Raw genomic sequence first — 20,211 nt, 5'->3', positions numbered from 1 at the left:
CACAGCGGAGGCGGCGGGCGCCCCGGCCCGGGCCGTGCGCGGCGCCTGCCGCCTCCGCTGTGCCGGGCGCCCAGTAGCCCGCCGGTCCGTCAGATCACAGGTACAGGCCGGCGTCGGCGCCGGACGAAGGAGCCGGTACGGAAGCCGGGCCGGTGCCGCGGCGCAGCGCGTACAGCTCGGCCAGGGTGGAGCCGTCCCGGCCCACGCCCTCCTCGGTGCCCAGCCAACCCACCGCCTCGGGGCGGGTCAGCGCGCCCACCTCGATCCGGGCCAGGCAGCGGCCGGGGCGGACCACGGCCGGGTGCAGCCGCTCCAGGTCCTCGTTGGTGGTGACGCCCACCAGCACGTTGCGGCCCTGCCCCAGCAGCCCGTCCGTCAGGTTGAGCAGCCGGGAGAGCGCCTGCCCGGCGGTGTGCCGGGCCTCGCCGCGGATCAACTCGTCGCAGTCCTCAAGGAGCAGCAGCCGCCAGCGGCCACCGGCGCTCCCGTCGTCCTCGCCGATGGCGATGTCCATCAGGTAGCCGACGTCGTTGAACAGCCGCTCCGGGTCCAGCACGCAGTCCACCTGGCACCACTCCCGCCAGGAGCGGGCCAGCGTGCGCAGCGCCGAGGTCTTGCCGGTGCCCGGCGGGCCGTGCAACAGCAGCAGCCGCCCGGAGATGTCGTCCGGCGTCACCTTCATCAGCCGGTCCATGGCCGAGGCCACCGGCGCCGTGTAGTTGCCGCGGATCTCCGGCCAGGTGCCGGCCGAGATCTGCCGCGTCGTCCGGTACGGGCCGCGCCGCGGCGACACGTACCAGAACCCCATCGTGACGTTCTCCGGCTGCGGCTCGGGCTCGTCCTCGGCGTCCTCGACCGACTGCCTGAGCACCTTCTCGGCGAGCTCTTCGCTGACCGCCGTCACGGTCACGTCGGCGCCCCGGTTCCAGCGCGAGATGAGCAGCGTCCAGCCGTCGCCCTCGGCGAGCAGCGCGCTGCGGTCGTCGTCCCTGGCCGAGCGCAGCACCCGGGCGCCGGGCGGCAGCAGGGTCAGACCGCTCTTGACCCGGTCCACCGAGTGGCTGCGGGCGAACGGCTGCTCACCGGTGGCGAACCGGCCCAGGAACAGCGCGTCCACCACGTCGGACGGCGAGTCGCTGTCGTCGACGTTGAGCCGGATCGGCAGCGCGCGCTCGGTCGGGGTCATCCCGACCGGCGCCGGGCCACCGCTCCCGCCGGCCTCTCCGGCGGGGCCCGGCACCGTGGGCGCGGCGGCCAGCCGTTCCGTCTTCTTCGGCCGCTTGGCAGGCTTGTTGGCGTTGCTCGGGCCGTTCGGGCCGGCAGGGCTGGTCGGCAGGGTCTGCCTCCGGGTGTCGTGCTGGCGGTCGGGGCACATGCGGCCATGATCCGACACCGACGGCCGACGCGCACGCAATTACGCAACACCCACGGTCAGGGACCGGGCGCCCGGCCGCCAGGGCCGGGCGGCGAACGGGCCGGCGGGCGCGGCACAGTGGCTACGGGGCGGTGGCTACGGGGCGCCCGCCCCCGCCGCAGGCCGCGCGTCTGCCGGGGCGTGCACCAACTCCTCGTACGCCTCCAGCAGGGCCGTGGTGGTCTTGCCGACCGTGAACCGGTGGCCGTCGATCTCCCGGACCGGCTGCACCTCGTACGCCGTCCCGGTCAGGAAGCACTCGTCGAAGTCGCCCAGTTCGTCGGGGCCGATGTGCCGCTCGACGACCTCGATGCCGAGCTCGGCCGCGAGGTCGAGCACCGTGCGCCGGGTGATGCCGGCCAGGAAGCAGTCGGCCGTCGGCGTGTGCAGGACGCTCCCGGCCACCAGGAAGAGGTTGGCCCCGGTGGCCTCGGCCACGTAGCCGCGGTAGTCGAGGAAGAGCGCGTCGTCGAAGCCGGCCGCGTCCGCCTCGTCGCGGGCCAGCGTGCAGATGTTGTACAGCGACGCCGCCTTCGCCCGCACCGGGGCGGTGTCCGGGGCCGGGCGCCGCCAGCGCGTGGTGCCCAGCCGGATGCCGGCCGCCTTCGCCTCGGCCGAGAAGACGTGCGGCCACTCCCAGGTGGCCAGCGCCACGTGGACGGAGGCGCCGGCGCCGGCCACGCTGATGTGCTCGCTGCCGCGCCAGGCCACCGGCCGGACGTAGCCGTTGCCGATGCCCTGGCGGCGGACGAGCTCCCGGGTCGCCCCGTCCAGCTCGGCCACCGTGTAGGGGAGCTCGAAACCGAGCTCGCGCGCCGATGCGTGCAGCCGTTCGGTGTGCTCGGTGAGTTTGAAGACCTGCCCGTCGTAAACCCGCTCGCCCTCGAAGATGCCACCGCCGTAGTGCAGGCCGTGCGCCAGGACGTGCAGGTGGGCGTCGCGCCAGGGGACGAACCGCCCGTCGAGCCAGATCTCGCCGTCGCGGTCGTGGAGCGGCAGGACGGTCACGAAGCGGCCCCTTGGGGTGCGTAGTCGATGCGGATGCTGTGCTCCAGGGAGCGGTGGAACTCCTCCGCGTCCGCGGTGGACGGGTGGTGGGAGAGGACGAACGCCGGATAGCCGGAGAAGTCGGGATAGGGCCGCACCACGTCGCCCGGGTGCAGCATCTGCACGACGTGGTCCACGCGCGGGTCCTCCGCCAGCTCGGCCAGCCCGTGGACGGCGGTGATCAGCCCCGAGCCCCCGCACGGCACGATGTAGTTGGCCGCCGCGCCCCGCGCCGGCACCAGCGGGCCGGCCGTCGCCGGCAGCGTACGGGGCGCGAGCCCGGCCGCGATGCGCAGCGCGTCGCCGGCGAAGTCCACGCCGCTGACGCCGGCGGCTATGTAGTGCGAGACGCTGGAGCCGCCCACCCGCGCCCCCATCTCCAGCAGGTACGGGCGGACGCCGCCGCGCAGCCGCAGCTCCGTGTGGGTCGGCCCGTCGGCGACGCCGAGCGCGGCGTGCGCGGCCACCACCTCGCGCACCACCGCCTCCTGCACGTCGGCCGGCAGCGGCGCCGGTGCCCGGTAGACGCCCTCCTCGAAGTAGGGGCCCGTCGGCTCGCCCTTGTAGCCGATGGCGAGCACCCGTACCCGACCGCGGTGGACCAGCGACTCCACGGCGAGCTCCGGGCCGTCCAGGTACTCCTCGACGATCAGCCCGGACACCTGGCTCAGCTTCGTCCGGCCGAGCTCCCAGACCGCCTCCACCACCGGGCCGAGGTCAGCGGCGCGGTCCACCTTCGTCACGCCCATGCTGCTGAAACCGTTGGCCGGCTTGACCACCACGGGGAAGTCGAGCGCGGTGGCCGCGGCCCAGCCGGTCGGGCCGTCCAGGGCGACGAAGCCGGGCACGTTCAGCCCGGCCGCGGCCAGCCGCTGCCGCATCAGCCGCTTGTCCTGGGCCGCGCGCGCCGGGCCGCTGCCGATGCCCGGCAGGCCGAGCTCCGCAGCCGCGTCCGCGACGAACGGTACGACCGGGTCGTAGTGGGTGGTGAGGCCGTCGAACGGGGCCCGTTCGTACCGCTCGCGCAGCGCGGCGAGCGCCCCCTCGGGGTCGCCCTCGATGTCCAGCGGGAGGAGTTCGACCACCGCGGGCGGCAGCCGGTCCGGATCGACCCGCTCGTCGGGCCGGGGCACGAGGACGAGGTCGATCCCGGCCCGCTGCGCGCTCTCGAACACCCAGGGCAGGGTGGAGCGCTGGTAGACCAGGACGACGGTGGTGCGCGGGGCGGCTGCTGGGGTCACGATGTGCTTCTTCCGGTTTCGGCCGAGGGAGCGGGTGGTGGCGAGGGGGAGTGGGGGGCGGGCGTTTCCGCACCGGGTGCTTCCGCGGCGGGCGTTTCCGCGGCAGGCGGTGGCGTACGGGCCGCGACCGTCATCCACACCCCGGCCGAGCACAGGATCAGGAACAGCACGGAGGCGAGGTTGGGAGCCTCGGCCGCGCCCCGCGCCCACTCGCCGAGCCGCACCAGGAACGGCACGACCAGCGCCACCGCCGAGGTGAACAACGGGCCCTTGCGCACGATCAGTTCGTGCGAGATGAGGAACACGGGCGCGGTCAGCAGCGCACCGAGCACCGCGATCTGGGCCCAGTCCAACAGACCGACCGAGCCCAGCGGCACGAACAGGGCCGCGACCACACCCAGCAGTACGGTGGCGACCCCGGTGACCGGCAGTAGCGCCACCATCGGAGGCATGTCCGACATGTGCTGCCGGTAGACGTAGCCGTACAGGGCATAGGTGAACGTGCCCATCAGGGCCAGCGCAACGCCGCCGACCAGGGCGCCTGTGCTGGTGCTGCCGCTGCTCGACCCGCCGTCGAGCGCGTAGCCGAAGGCCGCGGCGACCGCGAGCAGGGTGCCGAGCACCTTGCGGGTGCTGGTCTGTTCGCGGAACGCCACGATGCCGATCGCGAAGGTGATGCACGGCAGCAGCGAGACCACCAGGCCCACCCGGGAGGCCCCGATCCGGTCGACGCCGAGCAGCGTGCCGGTGTAGTAGACGAAGAACCCCAGCACCGCCAGCGAACCGACGGCCCGCCAGCGCCCCGCGCTGACCCGTACCCCCGGCCAACTGCTCGGGCGCAGCGCGCAGATCGCGCAGATCGCCAGGAAGCTCGTCACGGTGCGGCCGGCGGCCACCGCCAGCGGCGGGTTGTCGTGCACCAGCCGCCCGGACACCACCCAGCCGACGGCCAGCAGCAGCACCATCGACGTGGCGAGGGCCGGCACGCCGAACCGGCGGGTGGGGCGGTCGGGCGCGCTCACCACTCCGCTTCCGCGAAGCGCAGCGGCTCCAGCGCGGCCAGCGACTCCTTGGCCCGCAGCAGCACCCGCTGGTCGTCGGTGAAGCCGAAGCGCTGCTTCGGCTCGCCCGCCGGCAGGTACTCGCGCACCAGGGCCTTGGCCGCCACCCGGTACTCCTCGTCGGTGCGCACCTGCTCTTCGAGCAGTTCGACCCGGTCGACGAAGGCGCGCAGTGCGGTCAGGGTGCGGTCCGGGTCGAGCCGCAGCAGCCCGCCGTCTGCCGGCGAGCCGGTCAGCGCGTCGTGCGCGCGCAGCCAGGAGTAGAGGAGGACGCCGGTGCCGGAGTCGAAGTTGCGGGTGGCGTCGTCGGCCTGCGGATAGCGGAAGATCCGCTCCAGCAGGATCATGGCGATCTGCTCCTGCGCGAACGGCACCCCGCCGCCCGCACAGGCCAGCGCGGTCTTCGCGTCGACCTTGGTCTCCTCCAACAGGCCGACGAACCAGTTCATCTTCAGCGAGATGTGCTGGTCGAAAGGCCAACTGCCCTGGTAGTGCAGGGAGTCGTGGAGGTAGCCCCAGATGGCCCGGGCCTCGAAGCACACCTCGGGCGCCAGGTTCGACGAGGCCCGCGGCACGGAGTCGGCGGTGAGCACCGCCTCGGCGCCGGGCAGCGCGTACGTCTCGTGGATCTTGCGCATCTTGTTGTAGAAGAACATCGCGTACGCCTGGTCGACGACCTTGTCGTGCGCGGCCACGTTCTCCGGGAAGAACACCAGGCAGTTGCCGTGCGCGAAGCCGTCGCTGCCCGCGATGAGCAGCAGCGACTGGCAGTTGTTCTTCGGGTGCGGGTGAGTGGTGGCCAGCTCCGGCAGGGCGGCCGGCTCCTTGCGCAGGGCGAAGAAGGCGTCGAGCCGCTTGCCGACCGGCGGCACGCTGTTGGTGGTCTGCACCGGGGCCAGGAAGAACACCGGCGCCCCGTCGGCCGGCGCGTGCAGCGCGTCCCGGGAGCGCGCGAAGTGCGGGGCGTTGTCCAGGCCGGCGGCGAGCCAGTCGGCCACGTCCGCGTCGAGCGCGTCGGCCTGGTGCGCGCGGCCGTTGCCGCGGTACCAGGCGGTGGCCCCGGCCCGGATCCGCTGGAGCAACTCCGCGTCGGCCGCGCGCGGTTCGGCGATCGTGCCGTCCCGCTCCTGACGCTCGCGGAAGGCGTTGACCTGGGGGAAGAGGGAGGTGGCGAACTCGGCCGCGGCGGCGCGCAGCGCCGGCGGGAGGGGAGCGCTCGTCGTCATATCAGGGCACCCGTGGTCGCGTGCTGGCCCACCACCGCTTCCAGGCGCAGCACTTGGTGGATGGTGAAGACCATCGGGACCGGACCGAAGTCCCGTACGACGCGCAGCCCGTGCGCGCGGGCTGCGACGCCGGTGGTGATGCAGCCCTCGGTGGTGCCCGCGGCGCAGTCGATGGCCGCCTGGGCGTTGCTCAGCACGATCCGGTGCTCGGCGCCCGCGGGGACCAGGCCGACCGGGGCGGGGTGGGTGGACACGGTACGCGGCGCGGCCGTTCCCGAGCTGGCCAGGACCATGTTGTGGGTGGGCATGATGAAGCTGTCGACCATGTGTAACCGGTGCAGGTTCCCGAACGTCAGGGTGTGCAGGGCCGGGTAGACCGCGCAGGCGGCCAGGGCGTGCGTGCCGTCGTCGGGCACCACGTCGAGCGCGGCCTCCAGCGAGGCGTGCAGCTCGACCTTGCCGTCGATCTCGCGGCGCCGCAGCCACTCGTGGGCCGCGGTCTCCAGGTTGGTGCCGTGCGGTCCGAGCGTGTGCACGTACCGGATGCTTTCGGTGCCGACGCCGCTCGGTTGGTGCTGGGTTGCATCGTTCATGATTGGGATTCCCCCCAGGACGGTCACCAGGGCTGGCCCGGGACCGAGTGGCTCTGCCGCGACCCGGTGGGACCACCGGGCCCGCCGCACCGGGCACGCACCCGGCGAAGAACGAGAATAGTTGAACTGCCGGCCCCCACCCAGGCGTTGGATCATGCCGCGACCGCCGGGCACCGTTGACAGCCGGGTCCACCGGCCGGCCGTGCGACACGGGAACGGGCCAGGTCCGGTACCCGCCGGGGGCCGAACCGGCAGGAACGTGCCGCTGCCGAACGGGCCCCCGCGGCTCCCGCGTTCGACGCCCCGGTGCGCTGCCGACGCCCGCGCCGGCCAGGTCGGGCCGGCCGTCAACTTCCGGCAACGCCGCCGTCGGTCCCGGGCCGGGCCTCCCCTCGGGCGCGGCCCTCGGCGGGCTCGCGCCGGGTGCGCCGGGTGCGTCGTACGCAGGTGAAGAGATGGAGCGTCAGGCTCAGCGCGCCCACCGTGACGACGCCGGCGCGCGCCGACCACGCGTGGAGCGCGAGCAGCGCCTGCGCCACCAGCAGGTCGAGCACCAGCGCGCCCGGAACCGCCAGCACCGGGCGGCTGAGCGGGTCGACGCCGTGCAGCGCGGAGCTGATGGCGGCGGCGGGCGCCACGACGAGGAAGAAGAGAGTGAAGGGGGCGCGCAGCGGCGGCGAGAGGTCCACGAAGGCGAGGACGGCACCCACGCCGGCGATTCCAAGGGCGGTCCCGCCGCCGAGCGAGAGGCGGGCGCCCGTACGGGCCCGCGCGCGCATGTCGGACGCCGCGGGGGCGGGGCACGGCGGGGCGGCGCCGTCCGCGGGGGCGGTGATGCCCGCCGCCGGGGCGGCGCGGTTCGGTGTGTCCTCGGGCGCGCCGTGGGGCGGCGGACCGTCCCCTGGGTCTGCCGGGACCGTCGGCTGGGTGCCGGGCGTGGGGCTCGCGGGGTGACGGTCCGTGGAACGGGCGGGGGAGCCGCCCACTGCCGGGCCGCTCCCGGGACGGTGCCGGTCGTGTTCCAGCGCGTACTCCGGTGCGGGCTCAGGTGCGTGCTCGTCCGTGGGTCTGTGCATGGGCGAGGTGCCCCCCCGAATCGCCGGATGTCGGCCCTCATGGTGCGCACTTCCCGAATGCCCGTCAAGGCGGTCGAAGCGCCCGCGTGGCGCCGTGCAGCGGGGGGACGGTTCATCCTTTCGAGTGGCCTTGGTGCGCGGCCGGGCGGTGTCGTTCCGCCGTTGGCCATGGCAGGGGCGTGGCCGGCGCAGACCGCTCGGGACGGCCTGCGCCGGCGCCCGCCAAACGCGCGGGGACGCGCGCGCGGACGGGCGGGGCCGTGCCTAGGAGATGACGCGGAGCAGCCGGTTCGGTGTGCCCGGCCCCGGGTTGTGCACCACGTCCTTGGTCGCCCCGTCCAGCACGGCCTTGCTGACCTGTCCCGCGGTGGCGCTCGGGTGCAGGCCGGCGTAGATGGCCGCGGCGCCCGCCACGTGCGGGGCGGCCATCGAGGTGCCGGAGATGGTGTTGGTCGCACCGTCGTCGGTGTGCCAGGCGCCGGTGATGCGCACGCCCGGCGCGAAGAGGTCAACGGCTGACCCGTAGTTGGAGGAGCTGGACTGGTTGTCCTTCTCGTCGACCGAGCCCACGGTGAGCGCCTCGGCGACCCGGGCGGGGGAGAAGTTCTGCGCGGGCGAGGCGGAGTTGCCGGCGGCCACCGCGTAGGTCACGCCGCTCTTGATGGAGTTGCGGACGGCGGTGTCCAGGGCGGTGTTGGCGCCGCCGCCCAGCGACAGGTTGGCCACCGAGGGGCCGCTGTGGTGCTTGGTGACCCAGTCGATGCCGGCGATGACGCCTGAGGTGGAGCCCGAGCCGTTCGCGTCGAGCACGCGCACCGCGACCACCTTGGCCTTCTTGGCCACCCCGGCCACCACGCCGGCGACGGTGGACGCCACGTGGGTGCCGTGCCCGTTGCCGTCCTCGGCCACGGCGTCGTCGTCCACCAGGTCGTACCCGTTGACCGCCCGACCGCCGAAGTCGCGGTGGCTGATCCGTACGCCGGTGTCCACCACGTAGACGGTGGCCCCGGCGCCCGCGCTGTCCGGGTACGTGTACTTCTGGTCGAGCGGCAGCTTGGCCTGGTCGATGCGGTCCAGACCCCAGGAGGGCGGGTTGTACTGGGTGGCGTCCGCCCGGACCGTGCTGTCCTGGACGACCTGCTCCACCGCCGGGTCGGCCGCGAGCCTGCGGGCGGCATCGGCCGGCAGCGTGAGCGCGTAGCCGCTCAGGGCCGCGGTGTAGACCCGCTGCACCGTGCCCCCGTACCGGGCCACCAGCGAGGTGCCGGTGGCCGACCGGGGGCTGGTGCCCGGGCGGAGCGTGACGATGTAGCTGTCCTTGACTGCGTCGGGGCGCTCGGCGCCCACCACCGTGCCCTGCCCGGCGGGCGCGGACGGGCGGGGCGCCGCCTGGGCGGGCAGCGCCGCGGCGGTGACGACGACCGTGCTCACGGTGGCCGCGAGGGCCGCGGTCAGGGCCGCCGTGACGGGTCTGCGGGACGTGCGGGGTGATGCCATCGCGAGGGTCCTCCTCATCGGTGGCGCGTCAGGTACGCACGCGCTGGGGGGTGCGCACGCCAGGCGTGCGCTCGCCGGGGCGGGCGGTCCGCGACCGGCCAGAGTGAATATCTCCCTCCTGTTCGGTGCGGAACAAGGCCCCTGACGTCATGACATATTCATGCCATGCGGCCGTAATTCGCTGCCGTGACGGGGTAGAAACCTTGCGCAGCGACATCCCCCCGCGCGGTTCGGCGGGTCCCTGGGGTTGCCCCAGGGGTCCCATCTACGCGCGTCCATGGCCAAGCCTGTCAAGGAGAACCCATGAGACTCACCCGAATCCTGTCCGCCGCCTCCGCCGCGGTGCTCACCGCGACCCTCGCGCTCGCCGGCGGCCAGTCGGCGCAGGCGGCTGACGGATCGGCCCGCGCGCTGGCGGGACGCGACTACGTCGCGCTCGGCGACTCGTACTCCTCCGGCGTCGGCTCCGGCGACTACGACAGCGGCAGCGGCGACTGCAAGCGCAGCAACCGCGCGTACCCGAAGCTGTGGGCCGCCAAGAACGCGCCCGCCAGCTTCCACTTCACCGCCTGCTCCGGGGCCGTGACGGGTGACGTCCTCGCCAAGCAGCTCGGCCCGGTCAACTCCGGCACCGACCTGGTCAGCATCACCATCGGCGGCAACGACGCCGGCTTCGTCGACGTGATGACGACCTGCATCCTCCAGTCCGAGGCCAACTGCGTCAATCGCGTCAACACCGCCCGCGCGTACGTCGAGAAGACGCTGCCCGGCAAGCTGAACCAGGTCTACACGGCCATCAGGAACAAGGCCCCCAAGGCCCGCGTCGTGGTCCTCGGCTACCCGCGGTTCTACAAGCTCAACGGCACCTGCGTGGTCGGCCTCACGGAGAAGGAGCGGGGCGCCATCAACGGCGCCGCCGACCTGCTCAACGGCATCACCGCCAAGCGCGCCGCCGACCACGGCTTCGCCTACGCCGACATCGCCGGCCGCTTCTCCGGGCACGAGATCTGCTCCGGCAACGCCTGGCTGCACAGCGTGACCTTCCCGATCGGCGACTCGTACCACCCGACCGCCGCCGGCCAGTCGGGCGGCTACCTGCCGGCCTTCTCCGCGGGCGTGTAAGACCGCACGGCACCCGTCGCACGCACTGAACGCACGCACGCACTGAACGCACGCACGCACGTACGCACCACACGCACGCACCGCGCCGGGCCCGATCGTTCCACCGGGCCCGGCGCGGCGCGTACGGCAGAGCGGCCGGGAGCGCAGGAGCGGCCCCGGCCGGCGTTGACGGGGGTGTTCCGGCGGTGCCACCGGGCGCGGCAACGAACTGACGGGCGCTGGCGGGTGTTCGCGGGCGTCCGTTGGGCCCCGGGCAAGGGGGCGCGCGGGAGGTCCTCGCGCTCCCATCGGCGGCCACACGCTGCGAAAACGTCTGTCAACAACCTTGACGCCACCGCGAATCCAAGGTGTGGGATGCACGGGTGACGGCGGGGGGAGGTAGGGTTACTCTGCCCGGGGCGGGTGCCTTCGTACGGGTGGGGAGTGTCATGGAGCAGATAACGATGCGCAGCAGGCCACGAGTGCCTGCGATCAACTGTGGGAGCGGTGCGTCCAGCGCGCGCCTCGACCGCCACCTCGCGGTGCTCGGCGGCCCAGCGGTGCCGCAGCGCGAGGCGGAGGCCGCCACGGTGCTGATGCAGGAATTGACGGCGCGCGACCACTCGCGCACCAAGGCGAGCCGGGGTGCCCGGGTGTCGCTGTTCGCGCCGCTGCGGCGGCTGCGACGTTCGCTGTTCGGAAACAGGGGCTGACCGCCCGAACCTGCCGTCGCAGGCGGTAAAGCGAGACACCACCCCCGCTCGTTTCCCGATCGACACGGCCTGGTCCGGGCATGCCCCGGGCCAGGTCCGCGCCCCGTACGCGCCGTGGTGCGCGCGGCCCGGCCAGCTCCAGCCGTGCCCCGCCCAGCGGCGAACGGACGGGCTGCGCCCCTCCTTCCCCCCGCGACGCCCGCGCCTTCCGCGCCGCCTGGGCCCCGCTTTCTGCACTGCCCTGGGCCCCGTCTTCCGGCCCTCCCCGCGGCCCCGCCGCCGCGCGCCGTCCGCCGACCGCGGCGAACCGGGCCCGTCCGCGGCAGCTCCGTACCGCCATCTCCCGGCCGGGCCGAGAGTCGGCCGCCCCGCCGGCCGAGCGCGCAGGGCCCCGGCGGCGTCACAGCAGCGCGAACTGGCCCTCCGGGCCCTCCTCGTGGTGGTCGAGGACCGAGGCCGGGCGTTCGGCGGCCGTGGGGACCGGCAGGACGCCCGCAGCCCGTAGCTCGTCGGCGGTGAGCGCGGGGCCGGCAGCCACCTCACGGGCCAGCCGGTCGGCCGGCGCCTGCAACTCGGCGATGAGGGTCAGTACGGTGATGAGCTCCAGCAGGTCAGACGTCCACTCCTGGGGCCATCCGGTGGGGCCGATGGCCTCCAGCGTGCCGGGCTGGCCGACTGCGGTACGCCGCTCGAACCAGCTCTCCAACACCCGCACCCCACCGCTGTGGTACTCCCAAGCGGCCCGGGCCACGGGCGAGATCCGGCCGTTCCCGACCGTGAGGGTGCCCTCGTCGGGGTCGTAGGCCAGGGGCCCGGGCGGGCGGTCGGCGGCGAGCGCGGCCCGCACGTAGGGGCGCTGGCCGCCGGGCAGCCGGGGGCGGCCGGCCCCGTCGGCGCTGCCGGGCGGCGGGGCGCAGCGGGCGCCGCGGGTGTGCAGCCACACCCGGCGGCGGCCGAGCGCGACACCGGCGGCCCACAGTTCGGGCGAGGTGGTCAGCGGCACGGCCACGGTGCCCCGCGGGGTGCGCTGGGCGACCGCAGCGGTCCAGGCGAACAGGTCGGCTGCCGGCACCGGGTGCCCGAGCCGGGCGCCGAGGTGGTCGAGCAGCCCGGGCGTCACATTGGGCTCACGGCCGCCGGGGCGGCGGTAGAGCGGGCGCACCCGGCCGGGGCGGCCGGCGGGGGAGTGGCCGTCGGGCAGCAGCGCGGTGAAGGAGAGCCCGGCCGGCACCGGTGGCGCGCCGCCGCCCGCGCCCGGGGCCCGTGGGGCGCTGCCGCCCGGGTCGGCCGCCCGTCCCGGTGCGACCCGGTCCGCGGTGGCCCTGGCCCCGGCGGTGGTGCGCGCGGGGGCCTCGCGGGCCGGTTCGAGCAGGTGGATCTGGTGCGCGTCGGCGACCCGCCACAGCTCGGGCCTTGCGGCGTCGATGAGCCGGTGGTCGGGGATCAGCCACTGCTGGTCGTACGGGCCGTGCGCGACCTTGACGGGCTGTGGGCAGCGGCCCCGTTCGCGGGCGAACTGGCCGGTGGAGCCGGGCTGGCCGGGCAGTTGGGCCACGGCCGTGTACGGCGTACGGGACCGGCTCGGTCGGAACAACTCGGCCAGGTCCGCCGCGCCCTCGGCCCGGAGCAGACGGTTCCAGCGTGCCGTCAGGGTGGCTGCGTCGGCGGCCATCACCCAGGAGCGGCCGAGTCGCAGCGGGGCCACCGACCACGGCATGACCTCCGCGAGGCCAGGCGCCCCGCTCTCCTCGGCGTCCGTCACCGCCACGGCAGCCCTCCCCGACCGTCTGTGCCTCCAGCATGTTAACCAGGCGGCGGAGCCCGCCGGTGGCGCCGGTGCGGCGGCGCGGTGACGCACAGGGCACGGGCGCGGGGCCCGGCGGGCGGCGGTGTACGCGGCGGGCGGCAATGCGGTGGGCGCCCGCCGCCACGCGCGCGTGCGCGTCCCTGCCGGTCGGTGTCGGTTCCGGTGCCAGGGGCTGGCCCCCGCGCGCGTGCACGTACGGGGGAGCGTGAGGCTGCGGGGCAGTTCGCCGGGGGCCCGCCCCGTGCGCGTACGCACCGTCAGTGTCACCGCGACGGTGGCCCGGTGGTTCACACGTCAGCCCCCGCGCGCGTGCGCGTACGTGGACGAGACGGCCCGGGCGAGTCCCACGCTCCGTCCAGTCCGCTACGCGTGCGCGTACGCGCGCGTCAGTGCGCCTCCAGGGTGACCGTGAAGGAGAAACGATCTCCCCGGTAGTGGATGCGGGCCACGTCCACCACGGCGCCGTGGGCGTCGTAGGTGACGCCCGTGTAGTACAGGATCGGGCTCAGCAGCGGCACTTCCAGCAGCCGGGCCGTCTCCGGGTCGGCGAGCCGGGCCTCGACCGTGTCGGTGATGCGGCTGATGCGGACGCCGAGCGCATCGCGCAGCACCTTGGTCATCGGCCACCGGACCAGGTCGGCGGGGTCGAGCTGGTCGGCGACGTCGGGCCGCAGGAAGTTGTGGGCCCAGTTGGTCGGCTCGCCGCTCTCCTCGTCGCAGCGCAGCCTGCGGTAGGCCATCGCGTCGGTGTGGCCGGGGAAGTACTCGGCGAGGTCGGCCGGCAGCGGCTCGGGGCCGTGGCCCAGCAGCGTGGTGCGTTCACCGGACTGCTGGGCCACGATCGCGTCCACCGAGCCGAGCAGCCGCACCGGGGCGCCCCGCTTGGCGTGCGGCTCGATGAACGTGCCGCGCCGTCGGTGCCGGCTGATCAGCCCCTCCGCCTCCAACTCCTTGAGCGCCTGCCGCATGGTGAGGACGCTGACGCCGTAGTGCTCGGCGAGCCGGTCCTCGGTCGGCAGCCGCAACGGCTCCTCGGGGCGGCGGCCCAGTATGGAGGCGCGCAACGACTGGGAGACCTGATACCAGAGCGGCAGCTTGCGGTTCAGGGCGAGCGAGTCGGGAGCGAAGGTGGTCACGAGGGCTCCGTACTACGACGACCGGAAATGGCGCTCCAGACCCTGCCACACATCGTCGTACCCGCTCTGCAAGTGGTCGGCGGTGAGCGCCTGCTGCGTGGTGGTGACGGGCCACCGGGTCTCGAACATGAAGGCAAGCCCGTTGTCGATCTTCTGCGGGGTGAGCTCGGCCACGCTCGCCTTGTCGAAGGTGGTCCGGTCCGGGCCGTGCGCCGACATCATGTTGTGCAGCGAGCCGCCGCCGGGCACGAAGCCGCCCTTGCCGGCCTTCTTCGCGTCGTACGCGCCCTCGACCAGGCCCATGTACTCGCTCATCACGTTGCGGTGGAAGTACGGCGGGCGGAAGGTGTCCTCGCCGACCAGCCAGCGCGGCGCGAAGACGACGAAGTCCACGCCGGCCAGGCCCGGGGTGTCCGACGGCGAGGTGAGCACCGTGAAGATCGACGGGTCCGGGTGGTCGTAGCTGATCGAGCCGATGACGTTGAAGGTGTGCAGGTCGTAGACGTACGGCACGTGGTTGCCGTGCCAGGCGACGACGTCCAGCGGCGAGTGGTCGTAAGTCGCGGCCCACAGGTTGCCGCAGAACTTGTTCACCACCTGCGTGGGCTCTTCGCGCTCCTCGTACGCGGCGACCGGGGCGCGGAAGTCCCGCGGGTTGGCCAGGCCGTTGGCGCCGATCGGGCCGAGGTCGGGGAGGGTGAAGGGCTGGCCGTAGTTCTCGCACACGTACCCGCGGGCGGTCGCGTCCAGGAGCTCGACGCGGAACCGCACGCCGCGCGGGATGAGCGCGACCTCGCCCGGCTCGGCGCGCAGCAGGCCGAGTTCGGTGCGCAGCAGCAGGCCGCCGCTCTCCGGGACGATCAGGAACTCGCCGTCGGAGTCGCTGAACACCCGGTCGGTCATCGAGGCGTTGGCCGCGTACAGGTGGATCGCCATGCCGGTGCGCTGGGTGGCGTCGCCGTTGCCGCCCAGCGTCCACAGGCCGGTGAGGAAGTCGGTGCCGGGGGCCGGCTCCGGCATCGGGTCCCAGCGCAGCCGGTTCGGGTCGGGCGCCTGCTCGGCCTGGTCGGGGCCGGTGAACGGGGCGCTGCGCAGGGAGCCGTTGTCGATCCGGACGAACGGCGGGTGCGCGGCCGACGGACGGATGCGGTAGAGCCAGGAACGGCGGTTGTTGCGCCGTGGCTCGGTGAAGGCGGTGCCGCTCAACTGCTCCGCGTACAGTCCCAGAGGGGCGCGTTGGGGCGAGTTGCGGCCGTGCGGGAGCGCCCCGGGCACTGCCTCGCTGGTGTGTTCGTTACCGAAGCCGGAACTGTAGGACAGTGCCTCGGCGACCTTCCTCGCTTGCTCGTTGCCCGTGCCGCTCATCGCGTGCTCCCACCATCGAGATCCACCATCGAAGAATTCCTATGCTCGACCATAGGAATGAGAGCGCCTGTCGTCAATGCGCCCGGCGGCACCGGGTTCTCTGCTCAGCGGCTTGGGGTGTCCGATAGTCGGGCATCGTGGGGCCGTCATGCTGTTGCCGTGTTGCCGTGTTGCCGTGTTGCCGTGTTGCCGTGTTGCTGGGGCGTCGCGCGTGCGCGCGTGCGTTCGCGTACGTGTGAGGCGGCGTGGCGCTCGTGGGGTGCACCTTGCTGACCTGGGGTTTTGCTCTTATTGCTCGCTTGTAAAGGTCTTGTTAGCGCAAAGTCGTGCTGCCTAACGTCACCTCACCGCCACCGCGGCGGCGTCGTCCGCCCCGCGCCGGCGGCGTTCAACGGCGAACGTGAGGTGTCCCTTGCTGACCATCCTCGGCTTCGTCATGATCGCGACCTTCCTGGTGCTGATCATGATGAAGAAGATGTCCCCCCTGGCGGCGCTGGTGCTCGTTCCCGCGCTGTTCTGCGTCCTGGTGGGGAAGGGGGCCCACCTCGGCACGTACGTGCTCGACGGCATCGGTGACCTGGCGCCCACCGCGGCCATGCTCATGTTCGCCATCATCTACTTCGGCGTGATGATCGACGTCGGGCTCTTCGATCCGTTCGTACGGGTCATCCTGCGGTTCTGCAAGGCCGATCCGGTGCGCGTGGTGGTCGGTACGGCCGTGCTCGCCGCGGTGGTCTCGCTGGACGGCGACGGCTCGACCACCTTCATGATCACCGTCTCGGCGATGCTGCCGCTCTACCGCCGGCTGAAGATGAGCGTGCTCGTCATGACCTGCGTGGCGGCCACCGCCAACGGCGTGATGAACACCGTGCCGTGGGGTGGCCCGACCGCCCGCGCCGCCACCGCGCTGGAACTCGATGCCGGCGACATCTTCGTACCGATGATCCCGGCGCTCGCCGTCGGCCTGCTCTTCGTCTTCCTCCTCGCCTATCTGCTCGGCCGCCGCGAACGGGCCAGGCTCGGGGTGCTGACGCTGGCGGAGCGAGGTGCGGGGGCCGCGGTCGGCGCCGGGGCGGGGAGCGGCCTGGCCGGTGCGGCTTCGGGTGCGGCAGGTGCGGCCAAGTCGGTGCTGGCCGGCGGGGCCGGTGCCGGTGCCGGCGGTTCGGCGGGTGGTGCGAACGCGGAAGCGGGCGCGGCCCGGGGGAGCGTGGCGGTTGCCGGAGGGGCCGGGGGCCCCGGGGTCTTTGCGGGCCCGGTGTCGGACGGTGCGGGCACCGCGTCGGACGGTGCGGGCCCGGTGGGCGGCGCCGAGGGCGCGACGGGTGGCGCGGGCGCCGATGCGCACGTGCTCGACCCCGCCCGGCCGACGCTGCGTCCGAAGCTCTACTGGTTCAACGCGGCCCTGACGGCGGCCCTGCTCACCCTGCTGATCATGCAGACCCTGCCGATACCGGTGCTCTTCCTGCTCGGCGCCGCCATCGCGCTCACGGTCAACTTCCCCGCCATGCCGGACCAGAAGGAACGTATCGCCGCGCACGCCGAGAACGTGCTCAACGTCTCCGGCATGGTCTTCGCCGCGGCCGTCTTCACCGGGGTGCTCACCGGCACCGGGATGGTCGAGCACATGGCCCGCTGGCTGGTGGACGCCATCCCCGACGGGCTCGGCCCGCACATGGCCCTGGTCACCGGCGTACTGAGCATTCCGCTCACGTACTTCATGTCCAACGACGGCTTCTACTTCGGCATCGTGCCCATCCTCGCCGAGGCCGGCGCCGCGCACGGGGTGTCCGACCTGGAGATCGCCCGCGCCTCGCTGGTCGGCCAGTCGCTGCACATGTCGAGCCCGCTGGTGCCCGCCGTGTACGTGCTGGTCGGCATGGCCAAGGTGGAGTTCGGCGACCACACCCGGTTCACGGTGAAATGGGCGGCGCTCACCGCACTGGTGGTGCTCGGGGCCGGACTGTTGTTCGGCATCATCTAGGCCATGACGGGGACGACGCCCGGTAGGGGCTGGCTACTGCGCCTGATCATCGCGTTCGCCTTCGCGCAGGGGGCGGTGAGCATGGCGCGGCCCGCCGTGTCCTACCGGGCGCTGGCGCTCGGCGCCGACGCCCGCGCGGTGGGCGTGATCGCCGGCGTGTACGCACTGCTGCCGCTGCTCGCCGCGGTGCCGCTCGGGCGCCGTACCGACCACGGCAGGGCCGCCCCGCTGCTGGCCGTCGGGGTGCTGCTCATCGCGGGCGGCTGCGCGCTGAGCGGGCGGGCCGGGTCGCTGGCCGAGATGGCGGTGTGGAGCGGCGTGATGGGCCTCGGGCACCTGACCTTCGTCATCGGCGCCCAGGCCATCGTCGCCCGCCGCAGCACCACCGAAGAACAGGACCGCAACTTCGGCCACTTCACCATCGGCGCCTCCCTGGGCCAGCTCATCGGGCCCATCGCCGCCGGCCTGGTGGTCTCGGCCGACGGCGACCGACTGGCCACCACCAGCGCGGCGGCGCTGCTGGTGGCGGCTGCGGTGGCGGGGTGTTCGTTCGCCGGCCTGTGGCGCGTCGAGGGCGCGGCTGCGGGCGGCGTACGGGCCGGCGGCGGGCGCGGCGCGGGGCGCGGCCGGGCGCCGGCGTCGATGGGGGCGATCCTGCGCGCGCGTGGCGTGGCCCCCGGCATCTTCATCAGTCTCGCCGTGCTCTCCACGACCGACGTCCTCACCGCCTACCTGCCGGTGCTCGGCGAGGACCGCGGCATCGCCCCGTCCACCGTCGGCCTGCTGCTCAGCCTGCGGGCCGCGGCCTCCATCGCCTGTCGGCTGGTGATGACCCCGATGATCCGGCTGGTCGGCCGCACCGCGCTGATGGCCGCGACCTGTCTGGCGGCGGCGCTGCTGTGCGCGGGCATCGCGGTCCCGATGCCGGTGTGGGCGCTGGCGGTGGTGCTCGCCGTGCTCGGGTTCGCGCTCGGTGTGGGGCAGCCGCTGTCGATGTCCACCGTGGTGCAGGCCGCGCCCGAAGGCGCGCACGGCACCGCGCTGGCGCTCCGGCTGACCGGCAACCGGCTCGGCCAGGCCGCGGCCCCGGCCGGCGCCGGCGCACTGGCCGGCCTCGCGGGCACGGCCGCCCCGTTCGTGATGCTGGGCGCGCTGCTCTTCGGCTCGGCACTGGTCGCAGGGCGCGAGCTGCGGCGCGGCCGGCACGGCACGGACGCCGGACCCTCGCGCACGGCGGCCCGCGGCCTGCCGGGCCGCGCCGTCGGGAAGCGGCCGGCGGCAGGGCGCGCCGGGACAGGGGTCGGTACGACCGATACGACCGATACGGCCGGCGGGGCCGGTACCGCCGGTGCGGTGCCCGGCAGCCGGTCGGAGCGGTCCGACGGCGCCCCGCCACAGGTACGGTGCGGCGGCCCCCGCCGCCCGCCCGGCTGAGCGGCTGACCGGCCGGGCCCCACGGGGCGCGGGGCTGTCTGCGGGGCACGGCGGTCGGGGCGAGCGCAGGGCCGGGTTCGGTGTTGACCTCAAGTGAGGTTCAACTTCTAGGTTCGGTCATGCATGACGTCGACGTACCCGGGAGGAACGACCATGCGGACGCTGGTACTGGGAAGGACGCCCGCCAGGGTGACGGAGGTGGTGGCCACGCTGCGCGCGGACGGCTTCGACGCGGAGGGGGTGAACACCCCGGAGGAGGCCCGGGAGCGGCTGGCGGCCGAGGAGTTCGGCGTGCTGGTCATCGGCGGTGCCGTGGACGCGGAGACCCGCACGGCCCTGAAGGAGTTCGCGGCGGCGCACCGAGTGCGGCGGGTCATCGACGGCGCCCTGACCGCACCGTACGACGCGTACGTACGACGCGAGTTCGAGCCGCTGATCCGGGAGACCGCTGCTGAGGGGTGAGGGGTGAGGGGTGAGGGGCCGGGGCTGATCGGCGCGGCCGAGACGGGTGCTCGGCGGCGAGAATCGGCCCCGCTGGTGCGGTGTTCCCCGTGGAGCTGACGGGACCCCGGCGCCCCGTACCCCCGTACGGCCCCCGCGGACGCGGGCGGGGTGCCCGGTGTTGGGCCGGGTGGGGGATTCGTGGGGGCCGTTGGGGAGGGGGGCGGTTTTCCGCTGGGGCGGGCGTGACACGTAGTCAGGCGAACGACTGATTTGTATGAATCGTAGGAAAAGCAGCCTGATGCGAAGGAGTCGTCGATGTCCGCCTCGGTACCGCCCCGCCGGCCCGGCGTCCGCTCGGCAGCGGTCGCCGTGGCCGCCCTCGTCACCGGCGGTGCCGGCTGGGTCGGCGCGCCCGGCGCCGCCGCGGCCGACGCGGGGGAGGTGCGCGTGCACGGCGTCCGGACGCCCGTCCAGGACCCGCGCGACGAGCGCACCGTCTGCGCCTTCTACCTCGCCGCGGCGGACGTCCCCGGCTCGCACGACCTGAGCTGGCAGATCCTGCCCCGGCCCAACCCCCGCGGGCTCCCGGGGTTGGAGGGCACCATCGCCGTCGACGCGGGGCGCGGCCACACCGGCCCGTACACCCTGCCCAGCGGCAGTTACCAACTGACCTGGAGCGCCGCCGGGCAGCAGGGCGCCGACCGGCGCAAGCCGTTCACGGTCGAGTGCCCGCCGGGCGACCAGGGGCAACCGCCCACCAACGAGCCGTTGCCGGCCCCGGCCGACCAGGGCCGGGGCGAGCAGGGCCGGGCCGACCAGGGTCCGGGCGAGCCGACCACCCCGCGGCAGGAGGCCGACCCGCAGCGCGAGGACACTCCGCAGCCCGAGGACGCCCCGCGCGAAGACTCCGCGCCGCAGCGCGAGGCAGCCGGGGTGGACTGGTTGAGCGATGCACTCGGCGATACCGATCTGGACGCGGAGTTGGACGCCGAACTGGACGGGGAACTGGACGGGGAACTGCGCGAGGCGCGGGGCGGCGCGGAGGCGGCGCGGCCCGGTGCGGGCGAGGCCGGGC

At 74.1% G+C, this 20,211-nt stretch carries 17 protein-coding genes; 6 read left to right on the top strand and 11 right to left on the bottom strand.

The genetic code is table 11. The features are described 5' to 3' along the window. Positions 1-94: 94 nt before the first annotated feature. From ACMA1D_RS16650 to ACMA1D_RS16615, 8 genes are all read right to left on the bottom strand, one after another. Complete coding sequence (locus ACMA1D_RS16650) at positions 95-1,186, bottom strand: DUF5925 domain-containing protein (RefSeq protein ID WP_414724825.1); 1,092 nt, start codon at positions 1,184-1,186, stop codon at positions 95-97. Between the two features lie 324 nt (positions 1,187-1,510). Continuing rightward, complete coding sequence (locus ACMA1D_RS16645) at positions 1,511-2,422, bottom strand: branched-chain amino acid aminotransferase (protein WP_414724759.1); 912 nt, start codon at positions 2,420-2,422, stop codon at positions 1,511-1,513. Then, the gene (locus tag ACMA1D_RS16640) at positions 2,419-3,702 is read right to left on the bottom strand and encodes an ATP-grasp domain-containing protein (protein WP_414724758.1); all 1,284 of its coding nucleotides are present in this window, start codon (positions 3,700-3,702) and stop codon (positions 2,419-2,421) included. Before ACMA1D_RS16640 ends, ACMA1D_RS16645 begins: the two co-directional genes overlap by 4 nt. Continuing rightward, complete coding sequence (locus tag ACMA1D_RS16635; protein WP_414724757.1) at positions 3,699-4,724, bottom strand: DMT family transporter; 1,026 nt, start codon at positions 4,722-4,724, stop codon at positions 3,699-3,701. The genes ACMA1D_RS16640 and ACMA1D_RS16635 overlap by 4 nt, the downstream gene beginning before the upstream one ends. Next, on the bottom strand, positions 4,721-5,989 hold the full coding sequence (locus tag ACMA1D_RS16630) for a DUF6421 family protein (RefSeq protein ID WP_414724756.1): 1,269 nt from the start codon (positions 5,987-5,989) through the stop codon (positions 4,721-4,723). The genes ACMA1D_RS16635 and ACMA1D_RS16630 overlap by 4 nt, the downstream gene beginning before the upstream one ends. Further along, on the bottom strand, positions 5,986-6,582 hold the full coding sequence (locus ACMA1D_RS16625) for a bacilysin biosynthesis protein BacA (RefSeq protein WP_414724755.1): 597 nt from the start codon (positions 6,580-6,582) through the stop codon (positions 5,986-5,988). The genes ACMA1D_RS16630 and ACMA1D_RS16625 overlap by 4 nt, the downstream gene beginning before the upstream one ends. 347 nt (positions 6,583-6,929) lie before the next feature. Then, entirely contained in the window at positions 6,930-7,658 is a 729-nt protein-coding gene (locus ACMA1D_RS16620) for a hypothetical protein (RefSeq protein ID WP_414724754.1), read from the bottom strand. 264 nt (positions 7,659-7,922) lie between these two features. After that, a complete protein-coding gene (locus tag ACMA1D_RS16615) occupies positions 7,923-9,155 on the bottom strand; it encodes a S8 family peptidase (RefSeq protein WP_414724753.1) in 1,233 nt (410 codons plus the stop codon). Between the two features lie 303 nt (positions 9,156-9,458). Between ACMA1D_RS16615 and ACMA1D_RS16610 the strand changes: the two genes are divergently transcribed. Together ACMA1D_RS16610 and ACMA1D_RS16605 are read left to right on the top strand one after the other, a co-directional pair. Next, entirely contained in the window at positions 9,459-10,277 is an 819-nt protein-coding gene (locus tag ACMA1D_RS16610) for an SGNH/GDSL hydrolase family protein (RefSeq protein WP_414724752.1), read from the top strand. A gap of 428 nt (positions 10,278-10,705) precedes the next feature. After that, positions 10,706-10,969 (top strand): hypothetical protein, encoded by a 264-nt coding sequence (locus ACMA1D_RS16605; RefSeq protein WP_349997530.1) that lies wholly within the window; start codon positions 10,706-10,708, stop codon positions 10,967-10,969. A gap of 400 nt (positions 10,970-11,369) precedes the next feature. On the opposite strand, the gene ACMA1D_RS16600 is transcribed toward ACMA1D_RS16605, so the two are convergent. The 3 genes from ACMA1D_RS16600 to hmgA all read right to left on the bottom strand — a co-directional run bounded on the left by ACMA1D_RS16600 (position 11,370) and on the right by hmgA (position 15,277). Further along, positions 11,370-12,686, bottom strand: a complete 1,317-nt coding sequence (locus tag ACMA1D_RS16600) for a type ISP restriction/modification enzyme (RefSeq protein WP_414724824.1) — start codon at positions 12,684-12,686, stop codon at positions 11,370-11,372. A 476-nt stretch (positions 12,687-13,162) separates the two neighbouring features. After that, on the bottom strand, positions 13,163-13,912 hold the full coding sequence (locus ACMA1D_RS16595; protein WP_414724751.1) for a GntR family transcriptional regulator: 750 nt from the start codon (positions 13,910-13,912) through the stop codon (positions 13,163-13,165). Positions 13,913-13,924: 12 nt separating this feature from the next. Next, on the bottom strand, positions 13,925-15,277 hold the full coding sequence (gene hmgA, locus ACMA1D_RS16590) for a homogentisate 1,2-dioxygenase (protein WP_414724750.1): 1,353 nt from the start codon (positions 15,275-15,277) through the stop codon (positions 13,925-13,927). Positions 15,278-15,689: 412 nt separating this feature from the next. Here hmgA and ACMA1D_RS16585 point away from each other — a divergent pair, with 412 nt between their 5' ends. From ACMA1D_RS16585 to ACMA1D_RS16570, 4 genes are all read left to right on the top strand, one after another. Further along, entirely contained in the window at positions 15,690-17,258 is a 1,569-nt protein-coding gene (locus ACMA1D_RS16585; protein ID WP_414724749.1) for a CitMHS family transporter, read from the top strand. Positions 17,259-17,261: 3 nt separating this feature from the next. Beyond that, on the top strand, positions 17,262-18,692 hold the full coding sequence (locus ACMA1D_RS16580) for an MFS transporter (protein WP_414724748.1): 1,431 nt from the start codon (positions 17,262-17,264) through the stop codon (positions 18,690-18,692). A gap of 153 nt (positions 18,693-18,845) precedes the next feature. Further along, a complete protein-coding gene (locus ACMA1D_RS16575) occupies positions 18,846-19,154 on the top strand; it encodes a hypothetical protein (protein WP_414724747.1) in 309 nt (102 codons plus the stop codon). Between the two features lie 297 nt (positions 19,155-19,451). Further along, a partial coding sequence (locus ACMA1D_RS16570) for a hypothetical protein (protein ID WP_414724746.1) occupies positions 19,452-20,211 on the top strand: 760 nt, incomplete at its 3' end.

It is taken from the genome of Streptomyces sp. 796.1, from assembly GCF_047525675.1.
Taxonomy (GTDB): domain Bacteria; phylum Actinomycetota; class Actinomycetes; order Streptomycetales; family Streptomycetaceae; genus Streptomyces.
This window is presented reverse-complemented; position numbering and strand designations above follow the sequence as displayed.